18 protein-coding genes are annotated in these 15,145 nt (G+C 70.6%); 10 read left to right on the plus strand and 8 right to left on the minus strand.

All coding sequences use genetic code 11. From position 1 onward, the window contains the following. Nucleotides 1-3: 3 nt before the first annotated feature. Nucleotides 4-327, minus strand: a complete 324-nt coding sequence (locus ACIRHA_RS09235; RefSeq protein WP_403841847.1) for a hypothetical protein — start codon at nucleotides 325-327, stop codon at nucleotides 4-6. Here ACIRHA_RS09235 and ACIRHA_RS09240 point away from each other — a divergent pair. Next, nucleotides 298-882 carry a GNAT family N-acetyltransferase gene (locus ACIRHA_RS09240; RefSeq protein WP_403841850.1) on the plus strand — a complete coding sequence of 195 codons (585 nt, stop codon included), beginning with the start codon at nucleotides 298-300 and terminating at the stop codon, nucleotides 880-882. The two genes, ACIRHA_RS09235 and ACIRHA_RS09240, sit on opposite strands and share 30 nt — an antisense overlap. A 60-nt stretch (nucleotides 883-942) precedes the next feature. On the opposite strand, the gene ACIRHA_RS09245 is transcribed toward ACIRHA_RS09240, so the two are convergent. Together ACIRHA_RS09245 and cynR are read right to left on the minus strand one after the other, a co-directional pair. Then, the gene (locus tag ACIRHA_RS09245) at nucleotides 943-1,020 is read right to left on the minus strand and encodes a 50S ribosomal protein bL37 (protein ID WP_370443954.1); all 78 of its coding nucleotides are present in this window, start codon (nucleotides 1,018-1,020) and stop codon (nucleotides 943-945) included. 87 nt (nucleotides 1,021-1,107) lie between these two features. Next, the gene (gene cynR / locus ACIRHA_RS09250; RefSeq protein WP_403841854.1) at nucleotides 1,108-2,049 is read right to left on the minus strand and encodes a transcriptional regulator CynR; all 942 of its coding nucleotides are present in this window, start codon (nucleotides 2,047-2,049) and stop codon (nucleotides 1,108-1,110) included. Nucleotides 2,050-2,210: 161 nt separating this feature from the next. Between cynR and ACIRHA_RS09255 the strand changes: the two genes are divergently transcribed. The 4 genes from ACIRHA_RS09255 (at nucleotide 2,211) to ACIRHA_RS09270 (ending at nucleotide 6,255) form a co-directional block, all read left to right on the plus strand. Beyond that, entirely contained in the window at nucleotides 2,211-2,720 is a 510-nt protein-coding gene (locus tag ACIRHA_RS09255; RefSeq protein ID WP_403841857.1) for a nucleoside deaminase, read from the plus strand. 56 nt (nucleotides 2,721-2,776) lie between these two features. Continuing rightward, nucleotides 2,777-4,216: an MFS transporter gene (locus ACIRHA_RS09260; protein WP_403841860.1), complete on the plus strand. Its 1,440-nt coding sequence runs from the start codon at nucleotides 2,777-2,779 to the stop codon at nucleotides 4,214-4,216. 103 nt (nucleotides 4,217-4,319) lie between these two features. Further along, a complete protein-coding gene (locus ACIRHA_RS09265) occupies nucleotides 4,320-5,165 on the plus strand; it encodes a PP2C family protein-serine/threonine phosphatase (RefSeq protein WP_403841863.1) in 846 nt (281 codons plus the stop codon). A gap of 109 nt (nucleotides 5,166-5,274) precedes the next feature. Further along, nucleotides 5,275-6,255 (plus strand): MASE1 domain-containing protein, encoded by a 981-nt coding sequence (locus ACIRHA_RS09270; RefSeq protein ID WP_403841867.1) that lies wholly within the window; start codon nucleotides 5,275-5,277, stop codon nucleotides 6,253-6,255. Nucleotides 6,256-6,262: 7 nt separating this feature from the next. On the opposite strand, the gene ACIRHA_RS09275 is transcribed toward ACIRHA_RS09270, so the two are convergent. The 4 genes from ACIRHA_RS09275 to ACIRHA_RS09290 form a co-directional block, all read right to left on the minus strand. Then, entirely contained in the window at nucleotides 6,263-7,021 is a 759-nt protein-coding gene (locus ACIRHA_RS09275) for a class I SAM-dependent methyltransferase (RefSeq protein WP_403841870.1), read from the minus strand. A 139-nt stretch (nucleotides 7,022-7,160) separates the two neighbouring features. Further along, entirely contained in the window at nucleotides 7,161-7,610 is a 450-nt protein-coding gene (locus tag ACIRHA_RS09280; protein WP_403841873.1) for a Fur family transcriptional regulator, read from the minus strand. Further along, on the minus strand, nucleotides 7,610-7,816 hold the full coding sequence (locus tag ACIRHA_RS09285; RefSeq protein WP_403841876.1) for a DUF2180 family protein: 207 nt from the start codon (nucleotides 7,814-7,816) through the stop codon (nucleotides 7,610-7,612). The genes ACIRHA_RS09280 and ACIRHA_RS09285 overlap by 1 nt, the downstream gene beginning before the upstream one ends. Nucleotides 7,817-7,925: 109 nt before the next feature. Further along, on the minus strand, nucleotides 7,926-9,248 hold the full coding sequence (locus tag ACIRHA_RS09290; RefSeq protein WP_403841879.1) for a family 43 glycosylhydrolase: 1,323 nt from the start codon (nucleotides 9,246-9,248) through the stop codon (nucleotides 7,926-7,928). A 312-nt stretch (nucleotides 9,249-9,560) separates the two neighbouring features. Between ACIRHA_RS09290 and ACIRHA_RS09295 the strand changes: the two genes are divergently transcribed. Genes ACIRHA_RS09295 through ACIRHA_RS09315 form a run of 5 tightly spaced genes read left to right on the plus strand, consistent with a single transcriptional unit; the run spans nucleotide 9,561 to nucleotide 14,322 of the window. Beyond that, nucleotides 9,561-10,808: an ROK family protein gene (locus ACIRHA_RS09295; RefSeq protein WP_403842208.1), complete on the plus strand. Its 1,248-nt coding sequence runs from the start codon at nucleotides 9,561-9,563 to the stop codon at nucleotides 10,806-10,808. 19 nt (nucleotides 10,809-10,827) lie between these two features. Next, nucleotides 10,828-11,640: an ABC transporter permease gene (locus tag ACIRHA_RS09300; RefSeq protein ID WP_403841882.1), complete on the plus strand. Its 813-nt coding sequence runs from the start codon at nucleotides 10,828-10,830 to the stop codon at nucleotides 11,638-11,640. A gap of 29 nt (nucleotides 11,641-11,669) precedes the next feature. Continuing rightward, a complete protein-coding gene (locus ACIRHA_RS09305) occupies nucleotides 11,670-12,449 on the plus strand; it encodes an ABC transporter ATP-binding protein (RefSeq protein WP_403842211.1) in 780 nt (259 codons plus the stop codon). Nucleotides 12,450-12,508: 59 nt separating this feature from the next. Then, nucleotides 12,509-13,495 (plus strand): aliphatic sulfonate ABC transporter substrate-binding protein, encoded by a 987-nt coding sequence (locus ACIRHA_RS09310; RefSeq protein WP_403841885.1) that lies wholly within the window; start codon nucleotides 12,509-12,511, stop codon nucleotides 13,493-13,495. A gap of 14 nt (nucleotides 13,496-13,509) precedes the next feature. Beyond that, nucleotides 13,510-14,322, plus strand: a complete 813-nt coding sequence (locus ACIRHA_RS09315) for an MOSC domain-containing protein (RefSeq protein ID WP_403841888.1) — start codon at nucleotides 13,510-13,512, stop codon at nucleotides 14,320-14,322. A 98-nt stretch (nucleotides 14,323-14,420) separates the two neighbouring features. Here the strand turns inward: ACIRHA_RS09315 and ACIRHA_RS09320 are convergent, their stop codons facing one another. Next, entirely contained in the window at nucleotides 14,421-14,936 is a 516-nt protein-coding gene (locus ACIRHA_RS09320) for a GNAT family N-acetyltransferase (RefSeq protein ID WP_403842213.1), read from the minus strand. Nucleotides 14,937-15,145 lie beyond the last annotated feature (209 nt).

Genomic DNA, 15,145 nt, shown 5'->3' on the forward strand with positions numbered 1-15,145 from the left:
ACCTCACACCGTTTCGGGCCCCGACCTCCCATTGATCTTGTCGATGGCCTGCCGGGCCTGCTCGCCCGGCGCGCGGCCGTTCGCAGCGGACACCGGCAGCGCCGCGGCGCCGGGCTGGGGCGGCTTCGCGTGGGAGGCGGGCGGACGGGAGCGCAGCCGGTGGCTCACCGCCTCGTCCAGCGTCACGGCCCGCTGCGCCCGCTCGGCGAGCCTGCTCGCCTCCTGCCCGATCGCGGCGACGTCCTCCCACGTCAACCGCAACACCACGGCGAGTTCCGCCTCACCGTCCGGCAGTGCGTGCAGCGTTGGTCGGCCGGATTCCGACATCTCTACGGTCCTCCTCCACGCCTCACAGCGCGTAGCGAGCAGTGCGTCACACAGAGATACGCACGCCTCTGCGGGCGCGTTCAGCATCCGAGGACGCGGCTCGACCGCGTCGCGCAAGGGCTCGTCCCGTTCGCGCAGATCCGCCGCAGCGATGGCCGCGCGGTGGGCTGCACGGCGTACTGGGACCCCCGGTACTGGCCGGGACGCAAGGAAGTGCGCGCCATCGAGATCGGCTTCACGTGGCTCGGCGTGTCCGCACAAGGAGCTGGAATCAACGCCGAGGCCAAGCTGCTCCTGATGGGCCACGCCTTCGAACAGCTCGGCGTGGCGCGGGTCGATCTCAAGACGGACGCCCGCAACCAGCGCTCACGCCATGCCATCCAGGCGCTCGGGGCCGGCTTCGAGGGCGTACTGCGGAACTGGTCGATGTCCTGGGCACCCGGTGAGGAAGGCCAGTTGCGTGACTCGGCGATGTACTCCGTCGTCGACGCGGAGTGGAAGCGGGTCAAGGACCGGCTGGCCGCGCGGGTCGCCGGCTACCTGCCCCCGCGCTGAACACGCGAGAGCGGGGCGGCAGATGGCTCTGCCGCCCCGCTCTCCTGCTGCCGTCAGTCCTCAGGACTGGGGACGGCTGCCGTGGTTGGCGCCGTTCTTGCGGCGGGCCTTCTTCTTACGGCGTCGCTTCGAGGACATCGATACCTCCCAGGGTGTGGTGTTTCTTGTCGTTCTCCCTGGATCTGTCCAGGCAGCGTGCGGGCTCATACCCGTGATCATGCACGCTTAATGTGTGTTCTGGGTCACAGTGGTTGGGGGGTCGGGTGGCCGGAACGGATGCGCCTCGATGTGCTCTCGGACGAGCCGGGCGAAGGCGTCGGCCGCCGCGCTGCGGTAGCCGTCCGCGCGGCTGAGGAGGGCGGCCGTACGCGTGGGCAGGGGAGGGTCGACCGGCAGCGGGGTCAGGCGCGGATGGCCGTGGGTGACCGGGTCCGGGAGGACGGTGGCCAGGCCGGTGCGCTGCACGATGTCGATCAGGGTCTGCAGGGAGTTGGCCTCGACCGCGATCCGGGGCCGCACCTGGTGCTCGGCGAAGTACGCGTCGATCCGGCCGCGCGTGGCGAAGTCCTTGCTGAGCAGCGCCAGATGCAGCCGGTCCAGGTCCGGGGCCGTCCATGGCCCGTCCGCCGCACGGAAGGACCCGGGCCCGTCGCCCGCGACCAGGCTCAGGTTCTCCGTGAACAGCGGATCCACCGCGATCCCCGGCAACTGGCCGCCCTGGAACGCGATCCCCAGATCGCACGCGTCCGCGAGCAACTCCGCCTCCAGCAGGTCCTGCGTCAGCTCCCGCACCGCGACCGTGACGCCCGGGTGCCTCTCCCGCAGCGCGGCGATGAGCGGACCGACCAGATACGCGGTGAACGTCGGCGTCACCCCCAGGCGCAGATGCCCGCGCGACAGATCCCGTACGTCGTGGATCGCACGCTCCCCGGCGGCCAGGTCCCGCAGCGCGCGCCGCGCGTGATTCAGGTACGCGCGCCCCGCGTCGGTCGGCCGCACCGTGCGCCCGCTGCGATCGAGGAGCTGCACGCCCAGATTCCGCTCCAGCTGTCTGACCTGTTGGGACAGGGTCGGCTGGGAGATCCGAAGCACCTCGGCGGCGCGCGTGAACCCCGCGTGCTCGACCACAGCCATGAAGTAGCGCACCTGACGCAGCTCGACGGACATGCTCCCAGCGTAGAAGCAGGTATAGAGAACGCCAATACAACTGATGGTCATCAAGTCTTTGACGCTATAGACCCTGCTGAGGCACGGTGAATCCATCGGCCCGCTCATCCAGGAGTTTCCCGGGAGCGGCCGGTTCGGAACGGCACGACAAGGAGCTCTCCATGGACGTCAAGGACTTCGCCCAGCGCACCATCGACATCGCCCGCACCAACGTCGCCGACGGCGGTCGCCCCTTCGCCACCGTCATCGTCCAGGGCGGCGAGATCATCGCGGAGAGCCCCAACCAGGTCGCGCAGACCAACGACCCCACCGCCCACGCCGAGATCCTCGCCATCCGCGAGGCCTGCACCAAGCTGGGCACCGAGCACCTCACCGACGCCACGATCTACGTCCTCGCCCACCCGTGCCCGATGTGCCTGGCCGCTCTCTACTACTGCAGCCCCGCCGAGGTCGTCTTCGTCACGACCCGCGAGGAGTACGCCCCGCACTACGCCGACGACCGCAAGTACTTCGAACTCGACACGTTCTACGGCGAGTTCGCCAAGAACTGGGATGAGCGCAGGCTGCCGATGACCTACGAGCCGCACGCCGACGCCGTCGACGTCTACCGCGAGTGGCAGCGGCGCAACGGCGGCGAGCGGCGCGTCCCCGGTGCCCCCACCGGCGCCTGACCCCGTCACGCGGCGCGCGGCCCGCCCCTTCGGAACACCACGGACAACCACACAACATGACTCAGGACTGCGCCGCCGCCGCGGGCACCACCGCGCCGGCCCAGCCCGCCCCGCCCCGCCGCTGGTGGGGCCTGGCCGTGCTCGGTCTCGCCCAGCTGATGATCCTGCTCGACGCGACGATCGTGAACGTCGCGCTGCCCTCGATGCAGCGCGACCTCGGCATGAGCGACGCGGCCCGCCCCTGGGCCATCACCTCGTACACCCTCGCCTTCGGCGGACTGCTCCTGCTGGCGGGCCGGATCGCCGACCTCGTCGGCCGCAAGCGGGTCTTCCTGACCGGCCTGGCCGGCTTCGCCGTCGCCTCGGCGGCCGGTGGCACGGCTCCGGAGTCCGGAACACTGTTCGCGGCGCGCGCCCTGCAGGGGGTGTTCGCCGCGCTGCTGGCCGCGAGCGCCCTCGCCCTGATCACGACGACCTTCCCGGACCTGCGCGAACGCCGCCGCGCCATCGCGATCTTCGGCGCGCTCGGCGGCGCGGGCGGCGCCCTCGGAGTCACCCTCGGCGGCGTCCTGACCCAGACCGCGGGCTGGCGCTGGTGCCTCTACGTCAATGTCCTGTTCGCCGGGGCCGCACTCGCCGCCAGCGTGCTCATGCCGCCCGACACGGCGCCCCGCACCCGCGGCCGCCTCGACATTCCCGGGGCGGTGCTCGCCTGCGGCGGACTGACCCTGCTCGTCTACGGGTTCAGCGCGGCCGAGAACAGCGGCTGGACGGGCCGCCCGGTGGTGGCGGCGCTGTCGGTGGGCCTGGTGCTGCTCCTCCTCTTCGCAGGCTGGCTGCGCAAGGCCCGCACGCCGCTGCTGCCGCCGCGCCTGCTGCGCGACCCGGCCCGGGTGGCGGCGCTCGTGGCGGGCGCCTGCCTGATGGCGGCGCAACTGTCCCTCTCGCTCTTCCTCACCTTCCACCTGCAGACCGTCCTCGGCTGGTCGGCCGCCCGCACCGGCCTCGGCTTCCTGCCGCTGAGCCTGATCACCACGCTGACCGCGACACAGCTCGGCACCCGCCTGCTGCCCCTGCTCGGCGCCCGCGTGATGATGGCGAGCGGGCTGTGCGTCGCCGCGACGGGCCTGTGGTGGCTCAGCCGCCTGACGGTGCACGCCGACTACACGACCGGCATCCTGCCCGGACTCGCCCTGTTCGGCATCGGCATGGGCGCGACCTTCCTGGCCCTGATGACCACCGCCACGTCCCACCTGCCGCCCGAGGACTCCGGCATCGCCTCGGCCGCCCTCAACTCGGCACAACAAGTCGGCGGCTCGATCGGCTCCGCCGTCTTCAACACGGTGGCCGCGGGCGCGGCCACCGCCTTCGTGGGCCCGCACCGCACCGCGCTGCTGCACGGCTTCACCACGGCGGTGCGCTGGCCGCTGGCCGGCCTCCTCCTGGCCGCGCTCGGCACGGCGGTGCTCGCCCGGCCACGGCGCTCCGGGACATAGCGCGAGAAGCGGGAAACGCCGTACCGCTCACTCAGGCCGTTGACGTGCGACCCGGCCGGTCCGCGGGCACAGTGGGGAAAACTCTCCTGGAACGGGGCGAACGATGTTCCGCAGCGAGTCCCTCGAGGACGGTCAGCAACTGCTGGCCAAACTCGGTGCGCTGACCGCCCGCGCGCGGGAGCTCGCGCAGCTGCAGCGCTCACGGGTCGAACTGGCGGTGGCACTGCAGCGCGGCATGCTGCCCCGCGACCTGCCCCGCCCCGACGGCGTCCGCTTGGCCGTGGGCTACATGCCGGCCAATCACGGGCTCAACGTCGGCGGCGACTGGTACGACGCCTTCACCATGGCCGACGGCTGCATCGGTCTGTCCATCGGCGACGTCCAGGGCCACAACATCCAGGCGGCCGCGTACATGGGGCAGGTCCGTGTCGTGCTGCGCGCGCTGGCCTCCGTCACCGGCGATCCCGGGGAGCTGCTCGGCCGCACCAACGACCTCCTGGTCTCCCTGGACACGGACCTCTTCGCCACCTGCACCTTCCTGCGGCTCGACCCGGCCAGCGGCACCCTGGAGTGCGCGCGGGCCGGACACATCCCGCACATCTGGGCCACTGCCGACGGCCGGTCCGGCATCGACGAGGAGGAGGGCGGGCCCCCGCTCGGTGTCCTGGAGGGCGCCTCCTTCCCCGTCGCCTGCCATCGCCTCACGACAGGTGGTGTCTTCGTCCTGCCCACCGACGGCGTGGTCGAGGGCCCCTCCCTCGACCTCGACGACGGTCTCGGCCAGGTGCGACGGCTCGCCGAGGTCACCGCCGCGGCCGGTCTCGGCGTCGACACACTCGCCGCGGGCGTGATGAAGCTGGCCGATTCGGTGGGCCACGAGGACGACGCTGCCGTCCTTGTCGTCGGCCACGACGTCGGCACCGCGGGGCGGCGCCCGCCGACCGCCTGAGGGGTCCCGCGCACGCACACGGGCGGACGGTTTCGCCTGGCCGAGGAGACCCGCTCGGTGTCTGATGGCTGCTGTGGTGGTTTCTCGGCGGTTACGGCCGGTCATGGAGATGGCCCTCAAGGCACTCGCCGTGGCCGCCTGCTATTACGTGGCAGGGCGCCTCGGCCTGCTCGGCCAGGTAGGCGTCGAGGGCGTAGTGGTCACCCCCATCTGGCCGCCGACCGGCGTGGCCGTCGCCTGCCTGCTGGTGTTCGGCCTCAGCGTCTGGCCCGGGATCGCCCTCGGCTCCTTCCTCGTGATCACCTCCCTCACCACCCCCGACCTCATCTCGATCGTCACCGTCGCGGGCACCACCGCGGGACCGCTCTGCGCCTGCCTGCTGCTCCGAGCGGTCGGATTCCGGCTCGACGTGTCACGGCTGCGCGACGGAACCAGTCTCGTCTTCCTCGGCGGCCTCGGCGCCATGCTGATCAGCGCGACGGCCGGTGTCGCGCCCCAGGTGTGGACGGGGTCGCTGGACGTCGGGGACTTCCTGCCCGTGTGGCTGGCCTGGTGGGTCGGCGACGCCATGGGCGTCCTGCTCGTGACGCCGCTGCTGCTCGTGCTGTTCCGGGGCACGTTCCTGCCCCGCCGACGGGTGACGGAGCGGATACCCGTCCGGCGCTGGGTGGAGGCGCTGTGCCTGGGGATCGCGACCCTGCTGCTCGTGCCGTTCGCCGTACTGAGCACGCCGGGCATGCTCTTCCTCGTCTTCCCGCTGCTGATCTGGGCGGCGCTCCGCTTCGAGCTGGCCGGCAGCATGCTCTGCGCGCTGTTCGCGTCCGTGCTCAGCACCTACGCGGCGAACGGGCTGCAGGGCTCCTTCCTCGAGCTGTCCAACATCGAGGTCATGACCAAGCTCCAGGCCTTCAACGGAGCCGCCGCGCTGACGGCGCTCCTGCTGTCCGCGCTTGTCACGGAACAGCGCGCCACGCGTCACTCGGTACAGCACGCCTGCAACGAACTCGCCGAACTGCTGGAACACCTCGCCGCGGGCGAGGACCCGACGGAGTCCTCCGGCAGACGCACGCCAGAGACCCCCGACGGGTGACCCGGCCTCAGGGACGCAGGGCGGTGAGCAGCTCGAAGGGCGGATTGGCCTCGTAGTCGTCCCAGAACCCGGCGGGGAACGCCGCACGGCCCTCGTCCGACACGGAGAGCGGTGACCAGGAGACGTCGGTGAACCCGGCCCGGGTCAGGGCCTCGGCGTAGACCTCGCGACGCGGAAGGCCGGCGACGAACGAGACGGGTTCGGGGTCGAGAAACGCGGTGACACGCACCCGCGGACCCACCTCGACACGGCTGCCCTCAAGCTCGCAGTGGAAGCCGTACGGGCGCGGGCTCGGGCCGTCGAAGTCGTAGTCGGGGCTCTGGTTGAGGGCGTAGAAGGTGCCGCCGGGGCGGATCGCGTCATGGATGGCGCGGCACATGGCCGCCATGGTGTCGACCGTCTCGGCGTAGTTGAGCAGGTTGACGGCGGTGGCGATGTCGTAGCGGCGCACGCCGAGCGCGTCGGAGGTGGCCACGTCCCCGACGGCGTAGCGCACGCCGAGCGGGTCGGTGCTCTCGATGCGGCGCGCGACGTCGACCATCTCGCCCGAGACGTCGACGCCGTACACATCGGTGGCACCGCGCCGCTTGAACAGGCGGCTGTAGAAGCCGGTACCGCACGCGAGGTCGACGACGGACCTGCCGGTCACATCGCCGACCAGCTCCAGAAAGCTGGGCACCTCCACATAGCGGGCGAGATGGAGGGCCTTGAAGCCCTCGAACGCCTCGCCGATCCGGTCGTACTGCTGCTCCGCGCTCGTGCTCACGCTGCCTCCCCGTACGGGCTCGGTCATGTCTGCGAGCAGTCTTCTCGCGGACCACCGCCGGGGCCGACTGGCAGGAGCCACAAAGATCGCGCCGCGGGCTCGGGCGCGTGCACAAGACCCGCGCGCCGGATCCCGGGTGTCAGACGGACCGCTCCGACGCCCGGCGGCAGTCCGCGCACAGGCCCCACCAAGTGACCTCGGCCTCGTCCACCGTGAAGCCGCTGTCCTGGACCGGGTCGAGGCAGGGCGCCGCGCCGACGGCGCAGTCCACGTCCTCGATCCGGCCGCAGGAGCGGCAGACCAGGTGATGGTGGTTGTCGCCCACGCGCAGTTCGAACCGGGCGGGGGAGCCCGCCGGCTCGATGCAGCGCACGAGGTAGACGCGGGTGAGGTCCTCCAGGACGTTGTAGAGCCCCTGGCGCGAGAGACCCGCGGAGGAACCCTCGGGCCTGGACAGACCGATCCGCTCCTCCAGGTCGGCCGCGGACGCGTGTGACCGGCCCTGGAGAGCGGCCAGCACCGCACGCCGCTGCGCCGTGCTGCGCAGGCCATTGCGCCTGAGCAGCTCGCCCGCGTCCTGGCCTGTCATTACGCGGCCTCGGCGGCCAGGCAGGTGCGACAGACGACGCGCCGCCCGGCGAGGCGGCTGGTCGAGCGACTCATGCCGTTGGCCCGCTGTACGTGAGTGGCGAGCACGCGCGAGTGGTCGTGGCAGGTGGCCAGGCCACAGCGGGTGCAGATGCCGATGCCGGTCGAGTCGGGACGGTTTTCCTGGATGCAGTCGTAGCAAGCCATGTGGGGGCCTCCGTGGCGATTTGTTACCGGAGGTGGCAGGCGTCACTGGCTGCGCTGATTTGTACCTCGGTCTCTTTGATAGTAGGTCCCAGTTTGGATCGAGTCCAATCTAGGTCCGCTTCACGTACAGGCGGTTGCCCCGCGGTCCGGTCCACTCCAGGCGCACGACACCGGCCACCGCGGCGTCGCCGGAACGGGACGGGTCGGCCCAGTAGCCGAAGGCGGGATTGCGGAAGAACGTCGCCCACAGGCCGCCTCGGTGGTCCTCGAAGAAGTTGTTGTGCCCGGCGCCGACACCCGCGGTCCAGCGCTTGGAGTACGGGCCCTCGAGGCGGTCGGCCACCGCGACGACCGCGTCGTACTGGTACTGCGTGCGGCCGGTGCCCGGCGGATCGTAGGCGTGCCGCGCGCTGCCGTCGGTCCCCGTCGAGGTGCGGTCCCACGCCGCGTGCACCAGGAAGTACTTGCCGCCGTACTTGAAGACGTACGCGCCCTCCAGGTACGGCTCGGGCGCGTACGGGCTCTGCTGGAACGCCGGCAGGTTCGTCGTCGGGACGATGTCCTCCATGTCGTCGCGGAACTTCGCGTAGACGTGGTTGTGCAGCACCAGCCACGCGTCGTCGCCCTCGGTGTACAGGCCGCCGTCGATGTGGTGGTACGCGCCCGGCTTGATGAAGGCGGGCCCGCCGGGCACCACGTCGCCGAACGGCTTGTCGAGATTGCCCTCGACGAGTCGGTAGGGGCCCTCGACCCCGCCGTCGCTCACCAGCATGAAGGAGCCGACCAGTTGGGAGTGGTCGCCCATGCACGCGACGATGTACCACTTGCCGCGGAAGCGGTGCAGCTCCGGTGCCCAGGCGTTGGCCCGCTTGCCGAACTGCTCGTCGTGCCAGTACTCCTGCCACGGCGCGACGACCGTGCGTCGCGGCCGGTTCTCGTTCACGAACTCAGGCGACCAGACCTTGCCGCGCTCGGCGCCGGGCCGGAAACCGGTGGTGTCGGCGAGGCGCCACGGGCCGTGGAGCGACGGGGCGGTCCACACGAAGATGCCGTCGTTCCATGGCCCGGCCGCCGAGAGGCCGGGCACGCGGGTGGTTCCGGTGGCCACGTAGAGCGGACGGCCGTCGACGACGAAGCAGTTGACGTAGGTGTCGCGCATCCACACCCGGCCCAACTCCTCGTCGCGTGGCCGCAGTTCGAGCGGCAGGACGAAGGAGTTGTCCTCGCGCGGCCAGAGGTCCTTTCGGGTGTCCGCGAGCCCGTACGGTTCGAGGGCCGGCCAGTTGGGCGGATACCGCCGCTCCGCCGCGGGCCGTGCGGGCTGTGCGAGCGCGGAGCCCGTGGGCAGTGCCACCGCCCCCATGGTCCCGGCGATGCCGGCCAGCACGCCGCGGCGGCCGATGTGTGCTGCGTTGGTCTCTTCCCGGGTCATCAGACGTGGCTCCTCGGCTGGTCGGTCTCGGTGTGCGCAGCATGTTTCAGCGTGGCCACGATTTAAGTCAAGAGCACCTACATAAATGGGTACGGGAGTGGTGCAGGAGTCGCGGCCCGGCGACGGCAAGGCCGCTGGTCAGCGGCGAATGTTGCAGTCGTGTGGCGTTCCCCGAACTCCGCGCGGCCCGCTCGCTTCGAGCGTGATCCCGCGTCGTTGCAGGTCAAGTCTGGTGTGGGGGAGTGGTGTTGCGTGCGAATCCCGGCACGAGTATTTCGTTCCGACTCATTGACGAAAATCGCCGGCCCTCACATGCTGTGCGGCATGCACGAACACGACGGCCCGCTGACGCGGCTCCGGCGCGGCCACGAACAGTCCGTTCTCGAGCTGCTGCGCAAGCAGGGCCCGCTGAGCCGCGCCGAGTTGGGCATCCGCAGCGGACTCTCCCGCACCACGCTCCACGACATCGTCGCCGCCCTGGTGGGCAGCGGCGCCGTCGTCGCGAGCACTCCGCAGGTCGAGACCCGAAAGCGCGGCCGCCCGGTGGAGAAGCTCAGCCTCAACCCGGCCGCGGGCGAGGCGGTCGGCATCGACTTCGCGCGCCGCGCCGTGCACGTCGCGGCCGTCAACTTCGCCCATGAGGTGGTCGGTTCGGCGAGTGAGTCACACGCCCCCGACCTCTCCTGGCCCGAACGCGTCGAACTCGCGGAACGGCTCCTCGACGCCCTGGCCACCGGCCCGCCCGATGCCGATGCGGACGAGGCCGGTGGCCAGGGCCGGTCCCGTGGCGTGCACCTCGACCCGCTCACCGCCATCGGGGTGGGTGTGGTCGGACCGATCGCCGACCCCGGCAGCGAACACGCCCACGCCCAGGGCATCGACGGCCTGCCCGACCTGCTGCGCAAACGGTTCGGTGTGCCGGTCCTGCTGGACAACAACACCCGGCTCGCCGCCCTCGCCGAAGCGGTCTGGGGCGCGGCGGCCGACAGCAGCGACGTGCTCTACCTGCGCCTTTCGCACGGCGTCGGCGGCGGCCTGGTCGTGGGCGGCGCGCTGCACCGCGGCCGGTACGGCCTGTCCGGCGAGTTGGGACACATCACCGTGGACCCGATGGGCCGCACCTGCGAATGCGGCGGCACCGGCTGCCTTGAGACCCGCGCCGCACTCGACGCCGTGCTGTGCCGCTACCGAGAATCCGGCGGCCGGGCCGAGGACCTCGGCGGATTCCTGGCGGCCGTCGACGCCGCCGAACCGACGGCCCTGGCGGTGCTGGAACGCGTCGGCGGCGATGTCGGCGCAGTGCTGGCCGCGGTCTGTCACGTCGTCGGCGCGGGCGTCATCGTCGTCGGCGGCGAACTCGCCGAGGCGGGACGCGCCCTCCTCGACCCGGTCGAACGCACCCTGCGCAAGCACCTGATGCCGATGGCCCACCACCATGTCGACCTGCGCCGCGCCACGCTCGGCGAAGCCGGCAGCGCGCTCGGCGGCATCGCCCTCGTCCTCCACGAATCCCCCCTGCTCACCCAGTATCCGCAGCCCGTCTCCGAGGAGCACGCGTGAAGCCATCAGCGAGGAATCCATGGCTGTGATCACCCCCGCTCAGAAGACCACCACCGAGACCCGGCGGCAGCAACCGCGCCGCGGCCGCGGCCGACCCCTGATCCTGAACGTCGTGGCCGTGGCGGCCGGGATAGCCGTATGGGCCGTCGTGGCCGCCCTGGGCTGGGTCGAGAACCTGCCCACCCCGGCGGCCGTGGCCGAGAAGGCCGGCACCATGATCTCCGACGGCACCCTGGCCGACGACACACTCGCCAGCCTGCGTCGCGTCCTGTCCGGCTACGCCCTCGGTGTGCTCGCGGCGGTGCCGGTCGGCTTCCTCATGGGCTGGTACCCGACGGTGCGTGCCCTGGTCGAGCCGTACATCCAGTTCTTCCGCACCATCCCGCCGCTCGCGCTGATCCCGCTGGCCGTGGTGCTGCTCGGCATCGGCGAGGTGCCGAAGATCGCCGTGATCTTCCTGGCCTCGTTCATGGCCTGCGTCGTCTCCTCATTCCAAGGCGTCGTCGACGTCGACAAGACACTGATCAACGCGGCCCGGGTGCTCGGAGCCTCGGACCGGACCATCTTCGCCAAGGTGGTCGTCCCCGCCTCCACCCCGTTCATCCTCGTCGGCATGCGCATCGGTCTCGGCGCGTCCTGGGCGACTGTGGTCGCCGCCGAACTCATCGGCGCACAGGAGGGGTTGGGCTATCGGATGCAGAAGGCGTCCACCTGGTTCGAAATGGACACGATCTTCGTGTCCCTGATCTCCATCGGTGTGCTCGGGCTCGTCATGGACCGGCTGCTGTTGCTGGCCGAACGTCGGCTCACCGGCTGGCAGGAGCGTCGATGAACGACAAGGAAGCACAAGGCGGGACGACGATGGACAGCAAGATCAGCTTTCGGGACGTGGTGAAGACCTTCCCGCTCAAGGGGACCACCTTCACCGCGCTGAACGGGATCAGTCTGGACATCGCCGACCAGGAGTTCGTCACGGTCGTCGGCCCCTCGGGCTGCGGCAAGTCCACCCTGATGAGCATGGCCGCCGGACTCCAGGAACCCGACTCGGGCGCCGTCTTGGTCGACGGCACACCCGTGTCGGGGCCGGGACCCGACCGGGGCGTGATCTTCCAGCAGTACGCGCTGTTCCCGTGGCTGACGGTCCGACAGAACGTGGAGTTCGGGCTCAAGTTGGCCTCCGTACCCACCGCGGAGCGCCGTCGCCGCGCCGAAGCGGCCATCGCGCTCGTGGGGCTCGACGAGTTCGCCGACGCCCTGCCCAAGACGCTGTCCGGCGGCATGAAGCAACGCTGCGCCATCGCCCGCGCCTACGCCGTCGACCCCCAAGTCCTGTTGATGGACGAGCCGTTCGGTGCGCTCGACGCTCTGACCCGGGTGCAGTTGCAGGACCAGCTCCTCGCGACCTGGAGCCAGGAGAAGCGCACCGTCCTGTTCATCACCCACGACGTGGACGAGGCGGTCTACCTCGCCAGCCGTGTCGTGGTGATGGCCGCGAGGCCCGGCCGCATCCACCGCGTCGTCGAGGTCGACCTGCCCTACCCCCGCACCGAACAGATCCGCCTGTCACCCGAGTTCCGGCGCATCCGCAACGAGGTGTGGACCTCGGTCTACCACCAGGACGCGCCACCCAACGCCGCCTGACACACCATCACCCTTCCCGCTCGCACACCCCGCGCACCACCCTCGAGAGGACATTCAGCATGCCCAGAAGCAGGTTCAGGCGCACCACTCTCACGGCGCTGCCCGCCGCCCTGTTGCTCTCGCTCTCCGTCACCGCCTGCTCCGGCAGCGGTTCGGGGGACGACAACACGGTCCGTTTCGGCTACATCGCCGACTACAACGGCGCCAGCCTGCTCGCCATCGCCGAGAAGCAGGACCTGTGGAAGAAGGCGGACCTCACCGCGAAGGTGAGGGCCTTCAACAACGGCCCGGTGCAGATCCAGGCCCTCAGCGCCGACAGCCTCGACTACGGCTACATCGGCCCCGGCGCCATGTGGCTGCCCGCTTCCGGCAAGTCCAAGGTCATCGCCGTGGACACCCTCACGTATGCCGACCGTGTCATCGGGCAGCCCGGCATGAAGTCCATGAAGGACCTCAAGGGCAAGCGGGTCGGCGTGCCCGAGGGCACCTCCGGCGACATGATCCTCAACATCGCCCTGGCGAAGGCGGGGATGACGACGAAGGACATCACCAAGGTCAACATGGACCCGTCCACCATCGTCTCGGCCTTCTCCTCCGGAAAGATCGATGGAGCCGGCTTCTTCTACCCGGCCATCGACACCATCAAGAAGAAGGTCCCGGGCCTGCACGAGATAGCGAGCACCAAGGACACCAAGGACTCCTTCCCCACCGCGTTCGTCGCCGGCAACAAGGTGCCCGAGGCGAAGAACAAGAAGGTCATCAAGGTGCTCCAGCAGGCCAACGACTGGCGCAAGGAACACCCCGAGGAGACCATCGCCCTCACCGCCAAGATGCTCCAGGTCACCGAGGCCCAGGCCAAGGCAGACGCCTCACACGTCGAGACACTCTCCACGAAGGATCTGGTCGCCAAGACCAAGAGCGGCGAGGTGGACACGTGGCTGAAGAAGCTCGGTGACTTCTTCGTCCGCAACAAGCAACTGGACGACAACACCGACCCGGGGAAGTATTACGTGGCCGATCTGTACTCGCAGGCGTACGCCAAGTAGGGGAGCACCGACGCATGACACCCGTTCCAGCACTCCAGGTCACCTCGCTGACGACCACCGCCATCAAGGGACTCGGGGTCGTGCCGCGCGACGAGGTGGAGCTGACGAGAACGGGGGTCGCGGGCGACCGGGCCTTCCTCATGGTGGACGCGGATGGCAACCTGCTGTCCATGACCCGCACGGGAGCCTGGGCCGAATACACCGCCCACTACGCGCCGGAGTCCGGAACGCTGACCGTGACCGGGCCGGACGGCACCGCGGTCACCGGCGAAGTGCGCCTCGGTGACGTACTGGAGGTCGACTTCTTCCGGCACCACGCGGTGCCCGGACGCGTGGTCGAGGGACCGTGGGCCGAACTCCTCTCGGACCGCGTGGGACAACCGGTCCGCCTGGTACGCCCCGACGCCGACAACGGCGGAGTGGACCTGCGGCCCGTCACCCTGCTCGGCGACGCCTCCGTGGACGAACTGGCGCGCAGGTCCGACCTCGACGCTGTCGACGCCCGACGCTTTCGCATGACCCTCGGCTTCTCCGGCGGCGCATCGCACGCCGAGGACACCTGGGAGGGGCGGACGGTGCGCGTCGGCGGGGCGGTGCTGCGCGTCGAGGGCCCGGTGAAGCGGTGCGGCGCGGTGAACCGCGACCCGGTCGACGGCTCCGGGGGAGTGCGGGCCCTGTCCCTGATCAAGGGCTACCGGGGCCTGGGCCAGAGCACGCTGGGCCGCGGCGTCCTGTTCGGTGTGTACGCGGACGTGGTGACGTCGGGCCGGATCGCGGTCGGCGACACACTGGAACTCGACGCGACGCCGGCGGCGTTGAGCCACTGAGCAGCTGCGCCACTGCCGCTGATCTGTAACGCGCGGGCCGCCGCGGCCGGTAACGGCCCATCGCCGTCGTGCGATGGGCCGACCGGATCGCGGGTCCGTCAGACGCCGAAGGGGGCCGGGTAGTGGATGGTGCCCGTCGGGGCGGGAGCGGTGGCGTCGAGGGCGAGGACCATCATGGCCTCATCGGGCACCTCGAAGGTGGGGCGGATGCCGTGCCCTGAGGCCGGGGTGAACCCGAACCGCGGGTAGTAGTCGGGGTGTCCCAGGCAGGTGACGATGTTCTCGCCCTGGGCGCGGGCGGCATCGAGGGCGGCGCGGATCGCGGCGGATCCCGCTCCCGTCTTCTGGTGGGCGGGAAGCACCGCGCACGGGCCCAGTACGAGGGCGGGGCTGTCGTCGATGTGGCAGCGGGTCAGCAGCGCGAAGCCCGCGATCGTGCCGTCCGCGGCCTCCGCGACCAGGGAGAGTCCGGGAATCCAGGACGGGTCGGTGCGCAGGGCCTCGACGAGGTCGGCCTCCAGCGGGGTCGGGAACGCGCCGAGGTTGACCTCGCGGATCGCGGTGATGTCGGCGGCGGTTTCGGGGCGGGTGGTCCAGGCGACGGGGGCGTTCATGAGGAGGGGCTGGTCCGTTTCGCAGAGAGGAGAGGGAGTGGAGGTGTACGTGGTGATGTGGTTCGCCGTCGTTGCTGGCGCTCGCGGAAGCGGTAGGTCGCGCGCAGATGGCGGGTGATGGAATTCTGCCGGTCGGTACGGTCGGCCCGCATGCGGGCATCGTTTCGGGCGGCCGCCCCAGTCATGCTCGCGCAGCAGCTTGCGATGGC

The organism is Streptomyces sp. NPDC102360 (assembly GCF_044766085.1).
Classification (GTDB): domain Bacteria; phylum Actinomycetota; class Actinomycetes; order Streptomycetales; family Streptomycetaceae; genus Streptomyces.

Coding starts and splice junctions, on each gene's coding strand:
- ACIRHA_RS09235 (WP_403841847.1), bottom strand. CDS start 327: ATGTCGGAATCCGGCCGACCAACGCTGCACGCACTGCCGGACGGTGAG.
- ACIRHA_RS09245 (WP_370443954.1), bottom strand. CDS start 1,020: ATGTCCTCGAAGCGACGCCGTAAGAAGAAGGCCCGCCGCAAGAACGGC.
- cynR (WP_403841854.1), bottom strand. CDS start 2,049: ATGTCCGTCGAGCTGCGTCAGGTGCGCTACTTCATGGCTGTGGTCGAG.
- ACIRHA_RS09255 (WP_403841857.1), top strand. CDS start 2,211: ATGGACGTCAAGGACTTCGCCCAGCGCACCATCGACATCGCCCGCACC.
- ACIRHA_RS09260 (WP_403841860.1), top strand. CDS start 2,777: ATGACTCAGGACTGCGCCGCCGCCGCGGGCACCACCGCGCCGGCCCAG.
- ACIRHA_RS09265 (WP_403841863.1), top strand. CDS start 4,320: ATGTTCCGCAGCGAGTCCCTCGAGGACGGTCAGCAACTGCTGGCCAAA.
- ACIRHA_RS09270 (WP_403841867.1), top strand. CDS start 5,275: ATGGCCCTCAAGGCACTCGCCGTGGCCGCCTGCTATTACGTGGCAGGG.
- ACIRHA_RS09280 (WP_403841873.1), bottom strand. CDS start 7,610: ATGACAGGCCAGGACGCGGGCGAGCTGCTCAGGCGCAATGGCCTGCGC.
- ACIRHA_RS09285 (WP_403841876.1), bottom strand. CDS start 7,816: ATGGCTTGCTACGACTGCATCCAGGAAAACCGTCCCGACTCGACCGGC.
- ACIRHA_RS09290 (WP_403841879.1), bottom strand. CDS start 9,248: ATGACCCGGGAAGAGACCAACGCAGCACACATCGGCCGCCGCGGCGTG.
- ACIRHA_RS09295 (WP_403842208.1), top strand. CDS start 9,561: ATGCTGTGCGGCATGCACGAACACGACGGCCCGCTGACGCGGCTCCGG.
- ACIRHA_RS09300 (WP_403841882.1), top strand. CDS start 10,828: ATGGCTGTGATCACCCCCGCTCAGAAGACCACCACCGAGACCCGGCGG.
- ACIRHA_RS09305 (WP_403842211.1), top strand. CDS start 11,670: ATGGACAGCAAGATCAGCTTTCGGGACGTGGTGAAGACCTTCCCGCTC.
- ACIRHA_RS09310 (WP_403841885.1), top strand. CDS start 12,509: ATGCCCAGAAGCAGGTTCAGGCGCACCACTCTCACGGCGCTGCCCGCC.
- ACIRHA_RS09315 (WP_403841888.1), top strand. CDS start 13,510: ATGACACCCGTTCCAGCACTCCAGGTCACCTCGCTGACGACCACCGCC.
- ACIRHA_RS09320 (WP_403842213.1), bottom strand. CDS start 14,936: ATGAACGCCCCCGTCGCCTGGACCACCCGCCCCGAAACCGCCGCCGAC.